Source organism: Clostridium lamae (assembly GCF_033043255.1).
Lineage (GTDB): Bacteria > Bacillota > Clostridia > Clostridiales > Clostridiaceae > Clostridium > Clostridium lamae.
Genome location: NZ_JASCQJ010000014.1, coordinates 49,868 through 71,806, shown reverse-complemented (window position 1 = coordinate 71,806; position 21,939 = coordinate 49,868). Strand labels below are relative to the sequence as shown.

24 protein-coding genes are annotated in these 21,939 nt (G+C 27.5%); 4 read left to right on the top strand and 20 right to left on the bottom strand.

Annotated features, from left to right (window positions below):
• Positions 1-127 precede the first annotated feature (127 nt).
• Together QK892_RS09025 and QK892_RS09020 are read left to right on the top strand one after the other, a co-directional pair.
• Positions 128-697 (top strand): LemA family protein, encoded by a 570-nt coding sequence (locus QK892_RS09025; RefSeq protein WP_317273218.1) that lies wholly within the window; start codon positions 128-130, stop codon positions 695-697.
• Positions 698-699: 2 nt separating this feature from the next.
• Positions 700-1,512, top strand: coding sequence for a TPM domain-containing protein (locus QK892_RS09020; protein ID WP_317273217.1), 813 nt, complete (start codon positions 700-702; stop codon positions 1,510-1,512).
• Between the two features lie 203 nt (positions 1,513-1,715).
• Here the strand turns inward: QK892_RS09020 and QK892_RS09015 are convergent, their stop codons facing one another.
• From QK892_RS09015 to QK892_RS09000, 4 genes are all read right to left on the bottom strand, one after another.
• Positions 1,716-2,882, bottom strand: coding sequence for an AI-2E family transporter (locus QK892_RS09015; protein WP_317273216.1), 1,167 nt, complete (start codon positions 2,880-2,882; stop codon positions 1,716-1,718).
• A gap of 156 nt (positions 2,883-3,038) precedes the next feature.
• Entirely contained in the window at positions 3,039-3,842 is an 804-nt protein-coding gene (gene zupT / locus QK892_RS09010; RefSeq protein ID WP_317273215.1) for a zinc transporter ZupT, read from the bottom strand.
• Positions 3,843-4,190: 348 nt separating this feature from the next.
• The gene (locus QK892_RS09005) at positions 4,191-4,976 is read right to left on the bottom strand and encodes a FliH/SctL family protein (RefSeq protein ID WP_317273214.1); all 786 of its coding nucleotides are present in this window, start codon (positions 4,974-4,976) and stop codon (positions 4,191-4,193) included.
• A gap of 83 nt (positions 4,977-5,059) precedes the next feature.
• Positions 5,060-5,290, bottom strand: a complete 231-nt coding sequence (locus QK892_RS09000) for a hypothetical protein (RefSeq protein ID WP_317273213.1) — start codon at positions 5,288-5,290, stop codon at positions 5,060-5,062.
• Between the two features lie 721 nt (positions 5,291-6,011).
• Here QK892_RS09000 and QK892_RS08995 point away from each other — a divergent pair.
• Positions 6,012-6,581 (top strand): hypothetical protein, encoded by a 570-nt coding sequence (locus QK892_RS08995; protein WP_317273212.1) that lies wholly within the window; start codon positions 6,012-6,014, stop codon positions 6,579-6,581.
• Positions 6,582-6,658: 77 nt separating this feature from the next.
• Here the strand turns inward: QK892_RS08995 and QK892_RS08990 are convergent, their stop codons facing one another.
• The 11 genes from QK892_RS08990 to QK892_RS08940 form a co-directional block, all read right to left on the bottom strand.
• Positions 6,659-6,895 carry a DUF1292 domain-containing protein gene (locus tag QK892_RS08990; protein ID WP_317273211.1) on the bottom strand — a complete coding sequence of 79 codons (237 nt, stop codon included), beginning with the start codon at positions 6,893-6,895 and terminating at the stop codon, positions 6,659-6,661.
• 62 nt (positions 6,896-6,957) lie between these two features.
• Entirely contained in the window at positions 6,958-7,401 is a 444-nt protein-coding gene (locus QK892_RS08985; protein ID WP_317273210.1) for a DUF2383 domain-containing protein, read from the bottom strand.
• An 80-nt stretch (positions 7,402-7,481) separates the two neighbouring features.
• Entirely contained in the window at positions 7,482-8,813 is a 1,332-nt protein-coding gene (locus tag QK892_RS08980; RefSeq protein ID WP_317273209.1) for a hemolysin family protein, read from the bottom strand.
• Between the two features lie 226 nt (positions 8,814-9,039).
• The gene (gene sufU / locus QK892_RS08975) at positions 9,040-9,474 is read right to left on the bottom strand and encodes a Fe-S cluster assembly sulfur transfer protein SufU (RefSeq protein ID WP_317273208.1); all 435 of its coding nucleotides are present in this window, start codon (positions 9,472-9,474) and stop codon (positions 9,040-9,042) included.
• Between the two features lie 6 nt (positions 9,475-9,480).
• The gene (locus tag QK892_RS08970) at positions 9,481-10,710 is read right to left on the bottom strand and encodes a cysteine desulfurase (RefSeq protein ID WP_317273207.1); all 1,230 of its coding nucleotides are present in this window, start codon (positions 10,708-10,710) and stop codon (positions 9,481-9,483) included.
• Positions 10,703-11,809, bottom strand: coding sequence for a Fe-S cluster assembly protein SufD (gene sufD, locus QK892_RS08965; protein ID WP_317273206.1), 1,107 nt, complete (start codon positions 11,807-11,809; stop codon positions 10,703-10,705). Before sufD ends, QK892_RS08970 begins: the two co-directional genes overlap by 8 nt.
• Positions 11,809-13,218 (bottom strand): Fe-S cluster assembly protein SufB, encoded by a 1,410-nt coding sequence (sufB, locus tag QK892_RS08960; protein ID WP_317273205.1) that lies wholly within the window; start codon positions 13,216-13,218, stop codon positions 11,809-11,811. Before sufB ends, sufD begins: the two co-directional genes overlap by 1 nt.
• Positions 13,219-13,235: 17 nt before the next feature.
• A complete protein-coding gene (gene sufC, locus QK892_RS08955) occupies positions 13,236-13,985 on the bottom strand; it encodes a Fe-S cluster assembly ATPase SufC (protein WP_317273204.1) in 750 nt (249 codons plus the stop codon).
• Positions 13,986-14,317: 332 nt separating this feature from the next.
• Complete coding sequence (locus tag QK892_RS08950) at positions 14,318-14,869, bottom strand: GNAT family N-acetyltransferase (RefSeq protein ID WP_317273203.1); 552 nt, start codon at positions 14,867-14,869, stop codon at positions 14,318-14,320.
• A gap of 70 nt (positions 14,870-14,939) precedes the next feature.
• Complete coding sequence (locus tag QK892_RS08945; RefSeq protein WP_317273202.1) at positions 14,940-15,914, bottom strand: alpha/beta hydrolase; 975 nt, start codon at positions 15,912-15,914, stop codon at positions 14,940-14,942.
• A gap of 170 nt (positions 15,915-16,084) precedes the next feature.
• The gene (locus tag QK892_RS08940) at positions 16,085-16,669 is read right to left on the bottom strand and encodes an NUDIX hydrolase (RefSeq protein ID WP_317273201.1); all 585 of its coding nucleotides are present in this window, start codon (positions 16,667-16,669) and stop codon (positions 16,085-16,087) included.
• A gap of 140 nt (positions 16,670-16,809) precedes the next feature.
• On the opposite strand from QK892_RS08940, the gene QK892_RS08935 reads away from it, so the two are divergent.
• A complete protein-coding gene (locus QK892_RS08935; RefSeq protein WP_317273200.1) occupies positions 16,810-17,946 on the top strand; it encodes an AI-2E family transporter in 1,137 nt (378 codons plus the stop codon).
• A 20-nt stretch (positions 17,947-17,966) separates the two neighbouring features.
• Here QK892_RS08935 and QK892_RS08930 read toward each other — a convergent pair whose 3' ends face one another.
• The 5 genes from QK892_RS08930 to QK892_RS08910 all read right to left on the bottom strand — a co-directional run bounded on the left by QK892_RS08930 (position 17,967) and on the right by QK892_RS08910 (position 21,917).
• Complete coding sequence (locus QK892_RS08930) at positions 17,967-18,881, bottom strand: Gfo/Idh/MocA family protein (RefSeq protein WP_317273199.1); 915 nt, start codon at positions 18,879-18,881, stop codon at positions 17,967-17,969.
• A 9-nt stretch (positions 18,882-18,890) separates the two neighbouring features.
• Positions 18,891-20,588, bottom strand: coding sequence for a bifunctional diguanylate cyclase/phosphohydrolase (locus QK892_RS08925; RefSeq protein WP_317273198.1), 1,698 nt, complete (start codon positions 20,586-20,588; stop codon positions 18,891-18,893).
• Positions 20,589-20,664: 76 nt separating this feature from the next.
• The gene (locus QK892_RS08920) at positions 20,665-20,799 is read right to left on the bottom strand and encodes a cyclic lactone autoinducer peptide (protein ID WP_047000973.1); all 135 of its coding nucleotides are present in this window, start codon (positions 20,797-20,799) and stop codon (positions 20,665-20,667) included.
• On the bottom strand, positions 20,783-21,457 hold the full coding sequence (locus tag QK892_RS08915; protein ID WP_317273197.1) for an accessory gene regulator ArgB-like protein: 675 nt from the start codon (positions 21,455-21,457) through the stop codon (positions 20,783-20,785). Before QK892_RS08915 ends, QK892_RS08920 begins: the two co-directional genes overlap by 17 nt.
• Entirely contained in the window at positions 21,435-21,917 is a 483-nt protein-coding gene (locus QK892_RS08910; protein ID WP_317273196.1) for a hypothetical protein, read from the bottom strand. Before QK892_RS08910 ends, QK892_RS08915 begins: the two co-directional genes overlap by 23 nt.
• Between the last annotated feature and the right edge of the window lie 22 nt (positions 21,918-21,939).

Below are 21,939 nucleotides of genomic sequence, written 5' to 3'. Positions count from 1 at the left end.
TTTTTCCTCTATTATTTTAACCAATTGATCATCTATTCTATTAATAAATATGTTATTAATAGAATAATTTTTAATAAGACTTTCTTTTTCTTCATATACTATTTATATAAAGAAAGGGGTGTTTTTTATGAAAAATGGAGTGAAGATATTAATAACTATAGTTGTAATTATTGCTATAATAGCTTTCCCTATAATATCTAGTTATAATGGTTTGGTTGGCTTAGAACAGCAAGTTAATAAGGCATCTTCAGATATTGATACACAACTTCAAAGAAGATCTGATTTAATTCCTAACTTAGTTAACACAGTTAAGGGATATGCCACTCAAGAAAAAGATATATTCACTGAAATTGCTAACGCAAGAAGTAAGTTGGCTGGAGCTACTAATATTACAGATCAAGCAAATGCAGATAGTGAATTATCTAGCGCATTATCAAGGTTATTAGTAGTTGTTGAACAATACCCAGATTTAAAATCAAATCAAAATTTTAAAGACTTAAGTATTCAATTAGAAGGAACTGAAAATAGAATAGCTGTAGCAAGACAAGATTATAATACTGCAACAACTAATTATAATACTAAATTGAGAAGATTTCCCACAAATATAATATCTTCAATTTTCGGATTTGAAGAAAAACCACTTTACAAAGCAAGTGATAATGCTAGTGAAGTACCATCAGTTGATTTTAGTAGTTAGATATGAAAATATTATCAAAGTATAAAGTATTTTTCTTATCTTCTCTTTTATTATTATTTAGTTTTTCACTAATAGTTTCAGCTGAAGCTAACTATCCCTCTCCTACTAATTTAAAGTATGTAAATGATTATGTAGGAATATTAACTGAAGAAGAAAAAGAGAAAATAATTTCTATAGGTAAAGAGTTAGAAGATAAAACTGGTGCTCAAGCAGTAACTGTTATAATAGATAGTACTGATGGAAGAGAAATTTCAGATTATGCTTTAAATCTCTTTAGAACTTGGGGAATAGGACAAAAAGGTAAAGATAATGGCTTATTAATATTAATTGCACTAAATGATAGAAACTGGAGAGTGGAAGTTGGAAGAGGCTTAGAAGGTGCTATACCAGATGCATTAAGCAATAGAGTAATGGAATCTTTAGCTAAGGAAAAATTTAAAACCGAAGAATATGGAACAGGTATAATTGATAGTTATAGTGCATTAAGTGACTTAATTGCAGAAGAATATGGTGTTTCATTAGATAAATCATTAAATATAACTATTCCAGATACTAACTATGAAAATAATAATATTATTAATTTCAGTATGATAGGAATAGTAGGAGTTTTATTTTTAATCGATCTAATATTTAATGGCGGAGGAATTACTCTTTTAATTCTCAAAATCCTCTTCTTTACTGGAGGTAATAGACGGGGAGGAAGAGGTGGCCATGGAGGATATGGCGGCTTCGGTGGAGGCTCTTCTGGCGGCGGAGGCTTTGGTGGATTTGGAGGCGGTTCTTCTGGTGGTGGCGGCTCATCTGGAAGCTGGTAAAAAAGAGATAAATATCATATTCCTTGCTCCGTCGTAAACTCCAAGTCGCAGTCATATAATATTTATCTCTTTCAACACTAAAGGAAATAATTTCTCATTTCATTCGCAATTATACAAGTTAATTGCACTATATGATAGATAAATGAATAATGTAAAATTAATGAATAGGATAGATATTTTTAAAATATCTATCCTATTTTTAATTAATTCATATAATCCTTAGTTTCAGTTTTAAGACCTTTTTTCTCTAATCTAGCTTCTATGAATATTTTTACTATAGAATAGAATATTGCAAATAAAGGAACTCCAATAATCATTCCTACTAATCCTAGTACCTTTCCTGCAACTAAAATCGAGAACAGAATCCAAAATGCAGATATCCCAATAGTATCTCCTAATATCTTAGGTCCAATGAAATTTCCATCTAATTGTTGGATTAAGAATATTATTGGTAAAAACCATAATGCTTGAATAGGTGATACAAATAAAATTATAATAAATGATGGTATTGCACCTATAAAAGGCCCAAAGAATGGGATAATATTAGTTATACCTACTATTACTGATACTAGAATAGTATATGGCATCTTAAATATAGTTAATATAATAAATGTTAATACTCCAATTATTAATGAATCAATAATTTTACCAACTAAAAATCTTCCAAATGTATAGTTGCTCCTATGAACTAATTTAATTAAATTATTAGCATGATTTTCATTTAAAATTGCATAAGTTATTTTTTTACTTAGAGCACATAATTTATTCTTATCAATTAATAAATACACTGATATTATAATACCTAATACTACATTCCATATACTAGATGCAACTTTTGCTACTGCGCCCCCTAATGCTGGAAGTAAATTTGTTATAACTCTAATTATAGAATTAATAGAATTATTAATATTATCCATAAGGACTTTTGAGTACTGTTCATCAATATGTAATTCCTTAATAATTTTATTTATAAAATCAGTTGTGTTTGCAATATACGTCGGGATATCATTAACTAAACCAACAATACTGTCAATAACTTGTGGTAATACAAATTTTACTATCATACTAATTATCAAGAATGCAGTTATATATGAAAGTAATATTGATAATCCTCTCGTAGATTTAAGCTTTAAATTTTTTATGTATTTAGTTTTAAAAACTTTATTTTCATAGAAATCTAAAAGAAAGTTAATTATATATGCTATTGAAAAACCAATTATAAATGGCTGCAATATTACAAATAGCGAATCTAACTTATCAGTAAATATAGATACTTGAGATATTGCTAAATAAAATAAAATTACTGAAACTGCAACTAAAAATGAATATACTGCTATGGTTGTATATTTACTATTCCAATTTACCTTCATCATGTACCTCACTTTAATATATTTTCCCACTACTATTATAATTGATTTTAAATATATTTTTTACTATTTTTTTAAATTTAATTATTTATTCATTATTTATACATTATTTACACATCAACAAAGGTTGTCTAAAATGTATTCTAGACAACCTTTGCTTTAAAGAAATAATAATAAACTTAGTGACATTACTATCATACCTAATATTAATCCGTATATTGATAGATGATGTTCACCATATTCCTTTGCTGCTGGTAATAATTCATCTAAAGATATAAATACCATTATACCTGCTACCATTGCGAATATTATACCAAATGATAAATCATTAAAGAAGTTTCTTAATAATAAATATCCAACTATAGCTCCAATAGGTTCTGCCATTCCTGATAAAAAGGAATACATAAAAGCTTTCTTTTTATCTCCTGTAGCAAAATAGATAGGTACTGATACAGATATCCCTTCCGGAATATTATGTATCGCAATTGCAACTGCTATTGGAATTGCTATTTTCATATCACTTAAAGCTGATACAAATGTTGCTAACCCTTCTGGGAAATTATGAATTCCTATGGCTAATGCTGTGAATACACCTGTTCTTAATAATCCTCTCTTATTTCTTTCTTCCTCGTCCTCTTCTGAAGGTATAGATCTAACCTCATGAGGGTTTTCGCCACTTGGAACAAATTTATCTATTATAGCTATTAATAGCATTCCTCCAAAGAAAGAAATAACAGTTAGCCAATTACCAACTACTTCCCCCCTAGCTAAAATAAGAGATTCTTTCGCTTTAAAAAATATCTCTACAAATGAAACATATATCATAACGCCTGCTGAAAAGCCTAAACTAACAGATAAAAACTTCTTATTGGTACTTTTAGCTAAAAATGCAATTAAACTTCCAATTCCTGTAGCAAGTCCTGCAAATAATGTTATTAAAAATGCTATCATTACATCATTCATTCATTCTCCTCCTAACTACTAATATTATATATATTAATTTTACACTTATTTCCCTAATATTTCAAATGTAGTATGCTAAAAAATAACTATAACTATACCAAAATTACTAGGAGCTGCCCAGGCAGCTCCTTAATTAAAAATATAGAATGTAAAATGTAGAATTATTGATGTAATTCGAAACGAATTACTAAAAAGATATATATTTTTTAATTTTACATTTTTCATTATTCATTTTACATTGTCCGAAAGCATTTAATAATTTTATAAATATCACTTATATATTTAATCTCTTATATATTACATATAACTAATAACTTATCCAAGATAAATTAAAGCTTTCTTTTATACTTATACTGTACCCGTTCTATTTCTATTACAAGCCAAATCATTAATAGCTCTTATCACATCTCTTAAAGCTCTTTGATATCCTCTTGAAAAACCATTATTAAATCCTACCCTTGCTCCTCTTTCAAAACCTGCATTACATCCATTTCTAAATCCTCTTTGGTAGCCAGCTCTAAATCCTCTTTCAAATCCGCTTCTTAATCCTCTTTGAAAACTAGCTCTAGCTAATTGCTCTCCTCTACTTAATCCTCTTTCTAAGCCAGACCTGAATCCTTCTCTTAGTCCAGCTTCTCTTCCTTGTTGCCTTCCTCTATTTAAGCCTCTATTAAATCCTTCTCTAAATCCTCTTTCATAGCATTCTCTAGCATTAAGCACTCCATTTGAACAATTATTATTACTTCCTAATCCCAAGTTTTCAGAATCTATATCATCTAGATCTTCTCTTCTTCCAGTATTAGTAGTAGAGCTTAATTCATCTACATTTAGCCCATCCAAATCACAGTCTGAAAAATTTAAATTTCTTAAATCATCATTTGAAAAGTTGAAGTTCCTTGAATCATCATCTGAATAATTAAAATTTCTTATTTCCTCATCTGTAAGATTAAAATTTCTTGACTCATCGTCTGAAAAATTAAAATTTCCTAAATCATTATCTGAAAAATTAAAGTTTCTTAATTCATTATCTGAATCATCATAATTTGTATTTGATATTGATTCAGATTCATCATTTTGAAGTCTACTTAAAATTTCATCGAAATTTTCAGCATCATATCTACAATTTGTTCCCATATTTTTTATCTCCTCGTATAATGTTATAATACTCAATATATGCTAACAACTTTTCTTTTGTTAATGTGTAATATAGTTTTATTTTACTCGTTAAGTAATGAATAAACCTCTCTTACTAGAATTTTAACTCTTTCAGGAAGTTTAGATATAGCTTTTTCTCTTTTTTTCTCATCTTCTATTTGAGCTATTCTCATTACTTCTTGTTGAACTCCAGGAATACTATTAAATTCTGATACTATCCTATTAAATCTTTCTGCAAATCTTGGATCTTGCATTTTTGCTTGTAGCCTCATAATTAAATTATAACTATTCATTAAAATTTTTCTCCTAAACTTATTTTAATTTATCTTATTCATATACAAATTTATTTGTGAATATAAATGGGAGATAGATAATATATTCCTTGCTCCGTCGCATTCGCTCCAAGTCGCCGTCATACATTATCTATCTCCTTCTAGACTAAAGGAAATAATTCTTCATTTCATTCAGAATTATACAAATTACTTTGCAATATAAAATTCTAATTTTATTTTTTATATATTCCGTCGCAGGCTCCAAGTCGCACTCATATAACATTTATATCCATGTAACTAAAGGTAATAACTCCTCATTTCATTCGGAATTATAAAAAGTTGCTTCGTAATCTAAACTTCTAATTTTTTTTATATATATTCCGTCGCAAGCTCCAAGTCAACCTCATACATTATCTATCTCCTTCTAAACTAAAGGAAATAATTCTTCATTTCATTCAGAATTATACAAATAACTTTGCAAAATAAAATTCTAATTTTATTTTTTATATATTCCGTCGCAAGCTCCAAGCCGCACTCATATAACATTTATATCCATGTAACTAAAGGAAATAATTCCTCACATGTTCGCAATTGTATAAATTATTTATGAGACAGTTTTCTGGAATATATTAACATTTAGTGTTAATATATTATTGATTAACCAACGAATAGTTGTATTATATTATAAAACAAAGAAATCATTTTTTAGAGTGGATAGCTAAATAAAAGAGGAGGGCAATTAATGAGAATTAATATAAAAAAGATATTTAAAATAGTAGTTATAATATCCTTTGTTTTAATTACTTTTAATATAATAGTAGCAAGTGCATATAATAAATTTTATCTAAATGGAAATAATGAGAATAATATTAAAAGAAGTATAATTAAGTTGCAAAATGATGATATAAGTGACTTTGAAAACATATCTGTTATCAAGAAAATTCAACTTAACGAAGAGTTAGTTGTTATTTATAAGAATAAATTCAACTGCGGGATTGCCGAATTTAGTAAGAATAAATGGGGAGATTATAAAATTAATTATTTACAGAGTGGAAGTTTAGAGGAAATAAATTTTTATCTAACTATGCATATAAATAATATTAATCAATACTTTATTGTATATGGTGATGGAAGTAACATAGAATTTAGTAGAGTTAATGTAGGAATAAATAATAATTATGTTTCTGTTGATATTCCAGAAGATGTGTTTGTTAAAATAATAGATATAAATCAATTTTCCAATGGAGATAATTACTCTTATACTTATAAGTATTATGATAAGTCTGGAAAATTAATTGAAGAACAACCTTAATCTATTTGGAATTAATTTAAAAGGAACATCAAATTTTTGATGCTCCTTTTTGTTATTAGTTAAATTGTGCTTGTATTTTAGAATTTTAATGATGATACTTGCTTAAACATTTTTATTTCGGCTTCTGAATCTACTTCACTTAATGATTCATTCCAATTTTTATCAAAATTTATCTTATATAATTCTATATGTGATTTATCCTTTACAGGTGCCATTGCCACATACTCTTTCCCACTAATTAACTTTTGTTCTAATATCGCATACTCTATCTTATTTCCATTTTCATCACTAAATGTCATAATTTTTTCACTCATTTATCTCTACTCCTTTGTTGTTTTGGTTATTTTTAATATACTTTTCATCTGTTATAAAAAAATTAATTTAATTCTATTAGATATTCTTGCATCTTCTTAATATTATCGCTATACTCATCTGATATATCTATTAGTTCTTTTTGAAAATCTTTATTTAAATCAACTTCTTTTATAAGGAAATCTATTATAGCTTTAAAGCCCATTTCTGTTCCTTGTATAGCCTTTTGTAATATTTCCTTATCTGTATCAATAGTCATTTCCTTAATACTATTAAATACTTCTACAATTTTTCCCCATGCACCTTCATTATGTGTAGGCTTGCCACCTAATCTCTTTATTTCTTCTGTGATAGATAATTTATTTTTTTCTGCTATACTCAAAGTATTATCTAATAGTTCTATTATTTTATAATCTTTTGCTTTTTCTAGAAGTTTTATAATTTCATTTTCTCCCATTATTACTCCTTCTAATTGTGAATTTAATTCCTTTAAAACTTTTTCTTCCATAATAAAAACACTCCTCTATATTATTGTTATAATTTTAGAGGAGTTTATACATATTTCTTATTTATTATTTTTTATTTATATTAATTGTCTTGATCAAAGACTGCTTCTTGCTGGATATTATTATCCATTATTATTTGAATCTTATCAATTCTTTTGTCATCTAACTTTAATAATTTTAATTTCAGATTATTAATCTTAACTTCACAATTATTTGTAGACGTAGGTATTTCACCAAGCTTTTCTATAAATAATCCTGCTATTGTTTCTGCTACTTCAGATTCTAATTCAATATCTAGATAATCATTAATATCATTCAAGGTCATTAATCCACTAACTATATAATTATGCTCATCAATCTTTTCTATATCTAGATTGTCATCATACTCATCTAGGATTTCTCCCATTACTTCTTCTATAATGTCTTCCATAGTAACTATTCCTGAGAATCCACCATATTCATCAATTAAAATTGCAATATAGGCTTTTTTCTCTTTAAGTTCCTTGAATACATCATCAATATTTTTAGTTTCTATAAAGAAACATGGCTCTATTAATAAATCCCTTATTTTAACATTATCTATTCCCTTCTCAACTATGCTTGCAAATAAGTCTTTCATATGCAATATACCTATAATATTATCTATTTCATCTTCATATACAGGTATTCTTGAAAAGTTCTCATCTAAAATGTCTTTAATGCAATCTCTGATATTATCATTAACATTTAATAAAAATGTCTCTGTTCTAGGTGTCATTATTCCTTTAGCAGTTGTATCATCAAATTCTATAATTCCATCAATCATTTCTCTTTCTGATTGATTTATTGCACCATTTTCTTCACCTATTTCTATTAAACTTCTAATCTCTTCTCTAGAGATTTGTTCTTCAATTCCTTCAGTATTAACTCTACATATTTTCAAAATAATGTTAGTTGAAAATGATAAAAACCATACAAAAGGCTTAGTTAATTTAGAAATAAAAATTATAGGTTTTATAGATGCCATGGCTAATTTTTCTGCATTTTGAAGCGCTATTCTTTTTGGAACTAATTCTCCTAAAACTAATGTTAAATATGAGATAGCAACTGTTGTTAAAACTAAAGCAATACTTTCAGCATATGGAATATTAAAATTCTTTAATAGATTTGCAAAAACAGCTGATATTGAAGTTGCAGCTGATGCAGAAGCAAAGAATCCTGCAAAAGTTATACCAACTTGTATTGTTGATAAAAATTTATTTGGATCATTTAAAACATTCTTTAATAATTTTGCTTTCTTATTTCCATCTTCAGCTAAAATATTTATCTTAGTTTTGTTTAATGACACTATTGCCATTTCAGCAGATGCAAAATATGCATTAATAACAACTAAAATTAAAATTAAAATAAAACTACTCCCGGGACTTCCTTCCATTTACTCATTTCTCCTTATTTTTAAATGTAATACATCCATTCTATCATAGTCTATATTACTATATCAAATTTATATTTATATTTATTTCTATTAAATTTTCTTAATATTAGAAATTATCATTGTCTATTTGTCAATATTTATATATTTCTCCCAATAAGTGTCTTTTATACCCTATATAAACAAAAAAATCATTTTAGAAAATAAAATGATTTTTTGTAACAATTCATTATTTACCATCCTTATCCATGGCCTCTTTTAACGTATGCCATGCCAAAACAGCACATTTTACTCTTGCTGGCATATTAGATATATTTTTCAGAACAATTGCATCTTCTAAGTCTTCTAACTTTTCTTCATCATCAATTTCTCTTTTAATCATTCCAATGAAAGTATCTACTAATTTAAAAGCCTCATCTTTACTTTTACCTTTAATTAAATCTATCATCATTGATGTTGATGCTTGAGATATAGCACAACCTTGACCTGTAAATGCTAAATCTTCTATGATGTTTCCATTTAGTTTTATTTCTAAAGTAATTTCATCTCCACAGCTTGGATTATGTCCTCTCTCTGATAAATCCACATTATCTAATTTTCTCCTATTGTGCTTTGATGCACTATGCTCCATTATAAGAGTCGTATAAATTTCATTTAAATCCATTAAACTCTACCTCCATTTTGAAAACATATCATATGTTTTTTTAATTGCTTCCACTAACCTATCAATATCTTCCTTAGTATTATAGAAATATACGCTTGCTCTAGATGTTGCATTTATTCCCATATATCTCATAAGAGGTTGTGCACAATGATTTCCTGCTCTTATACAAACTCCAACTGTATCAAATATTGAAGCTACATCATGTGGATGAACTCCTTTGATTTCAAAGGATATAACTCCACCTCTTTTATTAATATCCTTAGGACCATATATTTTCACATAATCTAATTTACTGATTTCTTCAATTGCATAGGAAATTAACTTTTTCTCTATTTCTTCAATATTGTTCATTCCTATTTCATTTAAATAATCTATTGCTTTTGATAGCCCTACGGCAGCTTCTACATTTTGAGTTCCTGCTTCAAATTTATATGGTAAAACATTGAAGGTAGTTTCTTGCTCATATACATATTCTACCATATCTCCACCAAATAATACAGGTGGCATCTTTTCTAATAGATTTTTTTTGCCATATAGTACTCCTATTCCCATTGGTGCTAGAAGTTTATGACCTGCTATAACTAAGAAATCCACATCAATATCTCTTACATCTACTTTCATATGTGGCACACTTTGTGCCCCATCTACTATTACTATAGCTCCTTTAGAATGTGCATATTCTGCTATTTCTTTTACAGGATTTATAGTTCCTAATGCATTAGATACATGTGTTATACTAACTATCTTAGTTTTATCTGTTATCTTTGAATGGACTTCTTCTTCTGTAAGCTCTCCATTTTCATCAGTATACATATATTTTAAAACCGCACCTTTTGCCTTTGATACTTGTTGCCATGGAATTAAGTTTGAATGATGTTCAGCAATAGAAATTACTATTTCATCTCCTTCATTTATAAAACTCATTCCGTATGAAACAGCTAATAAGTTAAAAGCTTCAGTTGCATTTTTAGTGAAAATAATTTCTTCTGAGTATTCTGCATTTATAAATTTTTTTATTTTTTCTCTTGCTTCATCGTAAGCCTCAGTAGCAAGGACGCTTAGTTCATAAGCGCCTCTATGAGGATTTGCATTTGATTTCTCATAATAATTTTTAATAGCTTCTATTACTACTTTAGGTTTTTGTGTTGTAGCAGCACTATCTAAATATGATATTCTTTTCCCATTTCTTTCTATATTTAGTGTTGGAAAATCTTTGAAAAAATCCTTATTATTCATTATCTAAACATCCCTTTATTGCAGCTAAAATCTCATTTTTTGTTTGCTCATCTGCTATCTTATCTATAATTGGATTAAATGCCCCTTCAACAATTATTCTTCTTGCATCATTATAATCTAACCCTCTACTCATTAAATAAAACAACTTATTTTCATCTATTTTTCCTGATGCTGCTGCATGTTCACCAGATACATCATCCTCTTCACATAATAGTAATGGAAGTGCTTTTGATTTTGCTTTTTTTGATAATAACATACAATATTCTTCTTCAGCTCCTGCACTTCTAGTTGCACCTCTTTTAAAGTCTATAGTTCCTCTAAATATTTTATTTGCTTCTCCCTTTAATGCACCTTTTACTGTTATTTGAGATTTACTTCTTATACCTCTATGAGTTGATACATAGTTCATATCAATTATCTTTTTATCTCCACCAAGATAAATTGAGCTTAAATTACTTTCTGAACTATCTTCAATTAAGTCCCCATGATAATTTGTAACACTAACCTTGCCACCTAAATCTACTAATACGAAATCAACATTTCCATAACTATCTATATCTGAAAGGTTTGAATCTATATTTACAGTATTATCATTCAATAAGTTTACTTTAACTACTTGTATATTACTATTACTTTTACTAAATATTTTGCATACTCCATTATGATATCCGTGAGAATCATCCTTTGAGTTATATTTAATAATAATCTTTGCTTCTGATTCTTCTTCAGCAACTATTAAAATATTATCTACTAAAGCATCATTTTCTTTATCCATATTAAATTCTATAAATATTGGTTCTTGAAGCTTTGCTCTCTTTCCTATATTTATAAGAAATCCCTTATTGAAATCAAGCTCTCCTTGATTTATTAATTCTTCTGATGCTCCATATATAAACTTTTTATTTAACGGAAATACTTTTCCCTTTTTTAACTCTTCAATTGTAACTCCATCTAGTTCATTACTAGTTACCTTATAATTATTGAACTCCTTAATCTCAGGAGCCTCATAATCCTTTAATGTTACATCATTAACCTTTAACCAGCTTTTAGTTCTTACAGGAGTCTTATTAATATTATTAAAACTTATATTTCTATTCATTATCCTATGCTCCCTTCTAATTCAAGCTTAATTAAATTATTCATTTCTACTGCGTATTCTAATGGTAATTCCTTTGATATAGGTTCTACGAATCCTCTTACTATCATTGATTTAGCTTCTTCTTCAGTGATTCCTCTACTCATTAAGTAGAATATTGTATCATCACTAATCTTACCAATTTTAGCTTCATGTGATATTTCAACATCATCATTTAATAATTCTATTACAGGTATTGTGTCTGATTTAGATCTATTATCTAGCATCAATGATTCACATGATACTACTGACTTAGAATTATAAGCATTTGCATTTACCTTTACTACTCCTCTATAAGTTGCTTCTCCACCATTTTTAGAAATAGATTTTGAATTAATTGTTGATGAAGTATTTGGTGCAGCATGAATTATTTTAGCTCCAGTATCTAAGTTTTGACCTTTTCCTGCAAATGATACTCCGGTAAATTCAGCCTTTGCTCCATCACCTTTTAAGATACTCATAGGGTATAGCATAGAAATTCTTGACCCAAATGAACCTGATACCCATTCTATTGTTCCGTTCTTTTCAACTATTGCTCTCTTAGTATTTAAATTAAGCATATTCTTTGACCAGTTTTCTATAGTACTATATCTTAATTTAGCTCCTTCTTTAACAAATAATTCAACACAACCTGCATGTAAATTAGTAACGCTATACTTAGGTGCTGAACAACCTTCTATAAAGTGTAAACTTGCTCCTTCTTCTACTATAATTAGAGTATGTTCAAATTGTCCTGCTCCTGGTGAGTTTAATCTAAAGTATGATTGTAGTGGTATATCAACATGTACTCCCTTTGGTACATAAACAAATGATCCACCTGACCAAACCGCTCCATGAAGGGCTGCAAATTTATGATCACTTGGGGCTACACACTTCATGAAATATTTTTTAACTATATCTTCATATTCTCTAACTGCAGTTTCCATATCAGTGTAAACTACACCTTGTTTAACTAAATCTTCTTTAATGCTGTGATAAACAACTTCTGAATCATATTGTGCTCCTACACCAGCTAATGAAGTTTTTTCAGCTTCTGGAATTCCTAAAAGGTCAAAAGTTTTTTTGATATCCTCTGGAACCTCTTCCCATGTGCCATTTAACTTAGTTTTTGGTCTAACATAGGTTACTATATTATCCATATCTAATTCATCTAATGATGGTCCCCATGTTGGTAATGAAATTTTATTATATACATCAAGAGCCTTTAATCTAAATTCCCTCATCCATTCTGGTTCATTCTTCTCTTTAGAAATTGTTTCTACTATTTCTCTTGTCAATCCCTTATCAGCTTTAAAATCGAATCTATCTTCATTTTTTACGTCGTAGATTCCTCTTTCTACATCTTCGACGTAAGTTTTTTTCTTGTTTTCCACCTTAATTCACCTCCGTCTTATACAGCTTCTACTTTAAATGCTTCGTATCCATTTCTTTGGATTTCATCTGCTAAACTAGCATCTCCTGTTTTTACTATCTTTCCGTTAATTAATACATGAACATAATCTGGTTCTAAGTTTTCAAGAAGCTTATTATTATGAGTTATTATAAGTACAGCATTTTCTTCATTAGTAAACATACTAATTCCTTGAGAAACTACTCTTATAGCATCTACATCTAATCCTGAATCTGTTTCATCTAAAATTGCTAATTTAGGATTTAGCATAAGCATTTGTAGAATCTCATTCTTTTTCTTTTCTCCACCTGAGAATCCTACATTTAGATATCTCTTTGAATATTCTTGATCCATCTTTAAATCTTTCATATTATTCTTTAAATCTTTATCAAATTTTAAATACTTAATTAATTGCCCTTCTTTTGCAATCTTTGCACTTCTTATAAAGTTTTCAACTGTTATTCCTGGTACTTCTTCTGGACTTTGGAATGATAGGAATAATCCCTTTTTAGCCCTCTCATCAGTCTTAAGTTCTGTTATATCTTCACCTTCAAACGAAATATCACCAGAAATTCTTTCATATCTTGGATGTGCCATTAATGTGTTTGCTAAAGTTGACTTTCCCGCACCATTAGGTCCCATTATTACATGAACTTCGCCTCTCTTAATCTTTAAATCAAGTCCCTTTAAAATCTCTTTTCCTTCTACAGTAGTTTTTAGACCATTTATATCTAATAAAATATCATTCATTTTCATACATCTCCTTATTTTTAATATTGTTCATCTATATTAATCCTTATTAAATTACTCTGAATTGATTATATCATACTAAATTACTAAGAATTAATCAACTATTTTTTCATTTACATAGCACTAAATTTAACAAATATTTCTGATTACATGAGATTAGCTTTACATTTCTTCTTATTTTTTTGATTTATACCAAAAAAGAGATAAATTTTATATTTCTTGTAACCTCGTAAACTCTAAGTCACAATCATATAATATTTATCTCTTTCTATACTGAATGTACTAATTGATAATTCCATTCAGAATTATAAAAATTATTCACATGTATCTCTCTATATCTCTTTTGCTAAAATATATCTTCTTAGACCACCATATTTAATTTTGTCTTTTTTAATTTCATATCCTAATTTTTCAAATGTATTAACACTATATTTATTATAAGGAGATGCGGTGGAGGCTAATAACTTCACACTATCATATTTAGCTATGTCCTCTATTTTTTTACATAACATTAGTTGGAGTCCATTGCCTCTATAATCACTTCTAACAACCGTACTTTCAACCTGCGCAACCTTAAGTAATTCTTCACCTTTTAAATCTAAGTCATATCCATAATTTCCTTTTTCGTATCCTTTTTTCACATAGACAGCCATAGCAATTAAATCATCTTTTTCATCTATATATCCGATTATTTTCCCGCCATTATTAATGCACTTTATGAACTCTTCTCTTTCAGTTGGAGCATACCATTGTTTATCCTCTAGCCCCTTCATTATATTTTCTTGCAGCTGAATTATTTCATCAATATAACTTAAATCTAAGACTTTATACCTAACATTAACTACATTACCTGATTTATTTTTAAGCTTTAGTATTTCTTCCAATTTTACCCCTCCCTTTAACATCTATATTATTATACTTTTTTCATATCAATATTGTTAATAAAAAATCCACCTAACCTTTATTTTCTAAAAATTCAAATATTATATCTAAATAGTCTTCCAATATATCATTATTCTCTAAATATATTTCATGCTTAGCTTTATCGAATTTAATAACTTTTGATTTATCACATTTTTTTGCAAATTCCCTTATTCCTCTAGCTCCAACCAAATCATCTCTCCCACTCTGAAATAAGATAATTTCTGCTTTAATATTATTTATATGTTTCTTTTTTAATATGTAATTAGTTGCTTTTAAAGATTCATATAACCATCTATACGACCCTCCACCTCTTTGTAGCTTTCTATTCCCAACTATTTCTCTATAATAATATTCATACCTATTTTCATTTGAAGTAGATGCTAGAAAAAAATTATATGTACTATCATAAGGCATATTCCCAAGTATAAACTCATCACCTTTCCCCATAGCTACCTCAAATTTAGCTAGAGTTATGGCTAAAAACTTAGGCACATTCCCTATTGCTATTTGAAACATTGGTGAAGATAATATAGCTTTGCTAAAATAATCAGGGTATTTTTCAAGAAACATACTTCCAATAGTACCTCCCATAGAATGGGCAAATAAAAATAATTTTTTTTTATTATTTTTTAATACTTCTTTATCGATAAATAATTTTAAATCATTTATATAGTAATTAAAATCTTCAATATTAATTTGAGTATTATCAGCAACACCTAAGCACCCTGATCTCCCATGGCCTCTATGCTCCATGATAAATGTCGAGTATCCTTCTCTTGTAAAGTAATATATTATTTCTATATACTTTTCTATACATTCTGTAAAACCATGACAAATTACTATCCTTCCCTTTTCATTTCTAACCTTATATTTTTCATAATATATTTTATTATTATTTTCTCCTATAAAAGTTCCATGAATTTTTATATATCCAAGCACCTTTCTAATATCCTCAACGATATCTTCATCCATTCCAAAATTAACTAAATACTTTCTTTTATTCATTTGTTACACCTCATGCATTTTAATAATTATTATCTTTCCTCCTTTCAAAAATTTTATTAGAATAAAATAAAAGAGCTGTCTCAGACAGCTCTAAATTAAGAATGTATAATGTGAAATATAAAATTTTTCACTATTACTTCTTACTTCTTCTCTATTAACTATTACTTAACTTAGCTTAATATAAAGTTTTGAATTGCTAATAATGCTTTTATGTCTATTTTTTCATTTGAATTTAATAACGTTTTTGCTTCTTCTTTTGTAAGCATTATTACCTCTATATCCTCATCTTCTTCTAGATTTTCACTTGATATATTTCCTTTACATGTGCATTTAACTAATGCAACTGATTCATCTGTCATTCCTGCTGAAACATAAGTCTTATCTTTTGTTCCTTCTATGTCAATATCTATTAAATCTAAGCCTGTTTCTTCCTTTAATTCTCTTCTTACTGCTTCTTCAAACTTTTCATTACCATCAACTAAGCCTGCTGGTAATTCTATTACATAATCATTAAGCGGAACTCTAAACTGTCTAATTACAACTAATTTATTTTCATCTATATGCTTTGCAATTACTACAACCGCATCTATTTTATCTTCTTCATTCTTATAAAATATATTTTCTAGAGTTTCTAAGTCTTTTCTTGAAGCAATCGTCCAATTTTTCAAATTTCCATTTTTATTAATATAGTCTGCACTATACAATGATAAATATCTATTCTGGGATAGTGTTTTTATATTTTTAACCTTACTCATTTTTTCATCTCCATTATATCTATAGTTTCATATTACATTTTACTTACATTTTACAAATCCTTCAACTTTATTACTGGATTTCCTTAACTACTTCAATTAAAATAAGATTATATCAATTTATATATTGGAGGTTAATATATTTGAAAGAAATAAATAAAAAATTCAAAGAAAATCTTTTACTTGGAACATATTTAATTATTCTTTATTTTGTTTTATTAAATATTAAATCGGTAATCTCATCTTTAGATAATGTTATAGGTATTATTAGCCCATTTATAATGGCCTTTGCAATAGCTTTTGTGTTAAATTTACCAATGAAATTCTTTGAAAATAATGTCTTTAATTTTCTAGATAAAGAGAAATCTAGTTTTGTTAGAGGGCTTAAAAGGCCTTTGTCTATTTTAACAACATTTATAGTTGTTATAGGATTAATTATAGCTTTAATACTTTTTGTAGTACCTCAACTAGTTTCAAGTACATCTACACTACTTGATGCAGTTCCAGGATATATTCAATCATTTGAAGTATTAATAAATGATCATGTCAATTCTACAGAAATATTAAAAAATATTTATGATACATTATTGAATACATGGCAAGAGCTATTAAGATTTTTTGCTAATTTCCTAACTTCATCCCTGGCAAGTATATTTAGTACAACATTAAATATCACTAGTGGAATAGTAAATTTTGTATTGTCCTTAGTATTAGCCATTTATATGTTAGCTAGTAAAGAAACTTTAATATATCACCTTAAAAAATTTCTATATGCATTTTTTAATAAAAATATTGTTGAAAAGACTTTACGAATTGGAAGGCTTACAAATGCTACTTTTGCAAAATTTATTGCCGGTCAATGTATTGAAGCAGTTATTCTAGGTGTTTTATGCTTCATAGGTATGACAATATTTAGGATGCCTTATTCTTTATTAGTAAGCGTACTTATAGGTGTAACAGCACTAATACCTGTTTTCGGAGCATTTATAGGAACAATTCCAGCAGTATTTTTAATACTTATTATAAATCCAATCCAAGCTCTTTGGTTTATAGTATTTATTTTATGCTTACAACAATTTGAAGGTAATATTATTTATCCAAGAGTAGTAGGTAATTCAATTGGTCTACCTGCTATATGGGTCATGCTTGCTATGTTAGTCGGTGGTAGTACATTAGGATTGCTTGGTATGTTAATTGGTATACCAACCTTTAGCGTAGCATACCAACTTATTAAAGAATTAACCAATAAAAGACTTATTAAGAAGGAAATAAAAATTTAAGGAGCTGTCGTAACAGCTCCTTAAATTTTATTTACCATATCTATTATTTCATTACACAATCTATGTGTTTCTAAGGAATCATCTATAGTTAGACATTCTTGATTCTTATCTTCAACAGCTTTCAAAAATGCTTTGATTATATTCTCAAATCCTCTTCTATAAAGAATAGTATCCCAGTCCTTAAACTTTAAGTTTGAATCAGAATTATCTGTTAATACCTTTGAATTAACTAAGTCTTTAACTATTACTTTAGTTCCTGAAGAATAATATTCTAGCACTTCTTCATTGGCGCCACTATCTCTATTCATAATAGCTATGCATGTTGTATTATTATTACCTAATGTAACAACTAAATTATGTAATAATCCATTTTCTTTTTTACCTGATACATTTAGTATCTCTAATTTATCATTAGCTAAAAATCTAATTGTATCAATAACATGTATAAAATCATCAAGAACAAAGACTACTGGGTCCTTTGGACTATTAAGTCTATTTTTTTCTAGTTTAATTATTGCTGGAGACTTTAATTCCCTAAGTCTAGAATACATAGGTGCAAACCTTCTATTAAAACCAGCCATAAATATTTTATTCATCTTTTTAGCTAAATTTGATAGTCTAATGCTATCTTCATAATTATAGCTTATAGGTTTATCAACATATACATTAATATTATTATTTAATAACTTCTCAATTATTTCTGTATGACTTTCTGTTGCTGTATGAATAAAAGCTGCATCAATGTTCTTATTTATTAATTCCTCAACTGAAGATGCATACTCAGCTACTCTATACTTTTTAGAAAGGCTCTTAAGCTTATCTATATTTCTAGTACAAAAAATTAATTCTACATTCTCTAGAGAAGTAATTACAGGTAAATATGCCTTTTCACAGATATTTCCTAAACCAATTACGCCTATTCTCAAAACTCTCACCTCTATTTTTTATAATAAATTATCAAACTTATTTTTATTTTCATTAATAACTTCAATAAATTCTTCTGCTATATTAGGATCAAATTGACTCCCACTACATCTTCTTATTTCTTCTATAGCTTGCTCATAAGTTCTTCTAAAGTTATATGGTCTATTAGAAGTCATAGCATCAAAGCTATCTACTACACACAATACTCGAGCTAAATAAGGAATTTCTTCGCCTTTTAATTTTCCTGGATATCCTGTACCATTAAACTTTTCATGATGATGTAGTATTATTGGTATTATACCTTCTAAGTTTTTAACTTGCTTAATAATCTCTGTTCCATCTTCAGCATGCTTCTTTAATATTTCCCACTCAGCATCTGTTAATGGCATTCTTTTAGTCAAAATATCTTTAGATATATTTATCTTACCTATATCATGCATATAAGCTCCATGAATTAAACTTTTTTTATCTTCATTAGTTAATCTAAGTTTATCAGCTAACAATCTACTATAAAGAACTACTCTTTCAGTATGTCCATATGTATATCTGTCTTTAGCATTTATTACGCTAATTAACGTCTTTATAGATGCAACTAATTCTACATCTTTCTCGTCTATATCAGATTTTATTTCATCTAATACAGAAGTATATGTCTCTACTCTATTTTTCATGAAAAATTTTGCTCTATATAATGCATCATCCGCACTCTTAATAAGCTCTATCTCATCTTTAGCCTTATTTGGATATACCGATATTCCCATTGAGGCTGTCAATATTCCATGGGGCTGATTTTCTTCCCCATAAAATTTAGTATCTTCTATAACTTTTCTTATTTTATCTGCTATAATGACAGCATCTTCTTCCTTTGTATTAGGTAAAATTATTGCAAACTCTTCCCCTCCATATCTGGCTGGTATATCATTTTCTCTGCTGTTTTCTCTTAATATTTTACCTATAACTCTTAGTACTTCGTCTCCTCTTTGATGTCCATATAAATCATTATAATGTTTAAAAAAATCTATATCAACAAATATCAAAGAAATAGGTTCATTATATTTCTCTGATAATGCTACTTTCTCTTTTAATGTGTCATGAAAATACCTGTGATTAAAAACTTCAGTTAACCCATCTTTATTTACTAGCTCCTCTAATTTACTTATATGCTCTCCCTCAATTTTTACATAAAACCCTAATGGCCATGCAGTTAAAATAAATATTCCTGATAATATTAAATCATTTTGAAAATATTTATTAACTCCTGATTCTTGTATAGACAATATATCCATTCCAAGTATTAAAACTGAAGAAATTATTGAAACTATTATCCCATTTTTATATCCTAATTGTATTGTTGCACTTGTAATTATAAATAAAAATATAATTTTATATTCACTAGAATGTGCACCTGAAAGAATTACTGTAATAAAAAAAATTACAATAAAAACTAAGTTCTCTATAAAGATAATTTTTCTATATTTATTTTTATTGATTTTATCATCTAATGAAAATGCCCATAATATATATATACCTAATAATGATATCATTACAAATCCTATTGCCATAAATAAAATCTGTTGATATACTAAATTGCTTAAAAATTCATTATTATTAAATATACGCTGAAAAAATATGATAGTTGTGAACATTAATGATGCTAGTTTTACCACTGAAACCATATCATTTATTTGTTTTTGTTTATCCTTATTTATACTATTCATATTGTCCACCTCATAGTGTTTAAAATAAAGACCGGAAATCTCCGATCTTTATTTAAATTTTCATATTCTAAAGTTTTTATTCGTCTCTTAAAGCTTTTGGTTCTTCTGGTTGATACATAGCCCAGAAGCATGCTGAAGTAGATACTACAGATGCAATTACTGTTGCAAAAGCTGCAACTGCCATTAATACTTTATTATTTAACCTCTTCATTTTTACCCCTCCTTATAAATTTAGTAATATTTATAAATAAAGAATCTATTTTATTAACTACCAAGTGACCATATTTAGTTAATGTAAATACTTGCCACAATACACCTATAAATATACAAGAAGAATATTCTAATAATATGCCAATTTTATATGTATAGTAGATGTACATATTAAAGACTATTATAATCATATAAACAGATAGTATAATAATAGATCCTCTTTTTAACCTTTTAATTTTTGCTTGTTTTTTTATTGGCTTATTTGGGCTATCTACTGGTGCTAATTTATAAATAATAATAAATGAAATAACAAATAATACCGTTCCTATAATACTTATATAACTGATATTTAAACTTATATGTTTAAGTATATAAGCTGGAATAACTGCAATTAATACACCTACTATTGCACAATTACCCGAAGTGCTTGCATGGGCTCCACCTGAAAATTTTCTTAATATAGCTCCAGTAAAAGAAATTATTAAAGCTTGAATCATAACATTAAAAATCGCACCAAATATAGCTACTAGTAATATGGATATTCCCATATGGAAAAAAGCAAATATTCCATACTCAATAATACTTCTAGTATCTTCATCTAATTGTAATTGCTCTTTTAAATTATTTGATATACTTTTACTTAATATCTCTAAATTCATATTCCTTAAACTTCTTTCTCTTTTTATTTAAAATATAAAAAATTAATATTATAATTCCTGTAATCATTAAGGACGGAATTCCTAAAATACTTTTATAAACTGCATCCTTTAATAAAGTATCTAAATCAAGATTCAACATATTAAGAATTAAAACATTTATAGCTTCTGAAACTAATTGTATAAAATACACAATCATAATACTTTTTATGCTACTAACAACATCTATCTTGTTATACCAAATTGCTATAAATAATAAGAATAATACAGATAAAATCATATGTACACCATAATTTATTGGCAACATTCTAGTGATAAATATTATTAGAGAGAATAATATACTTGTCACTAAGTACTTTATTTTATTTACTTCAGTTTTGGAAAAAACATAAATCCCAAATATAACTAAAAAAGCTTCTGGTAGAGCTCTTAATATAAATTCTATTGGTTGCAACCTTAACATATTTAATCTCCTCTTTATTTCA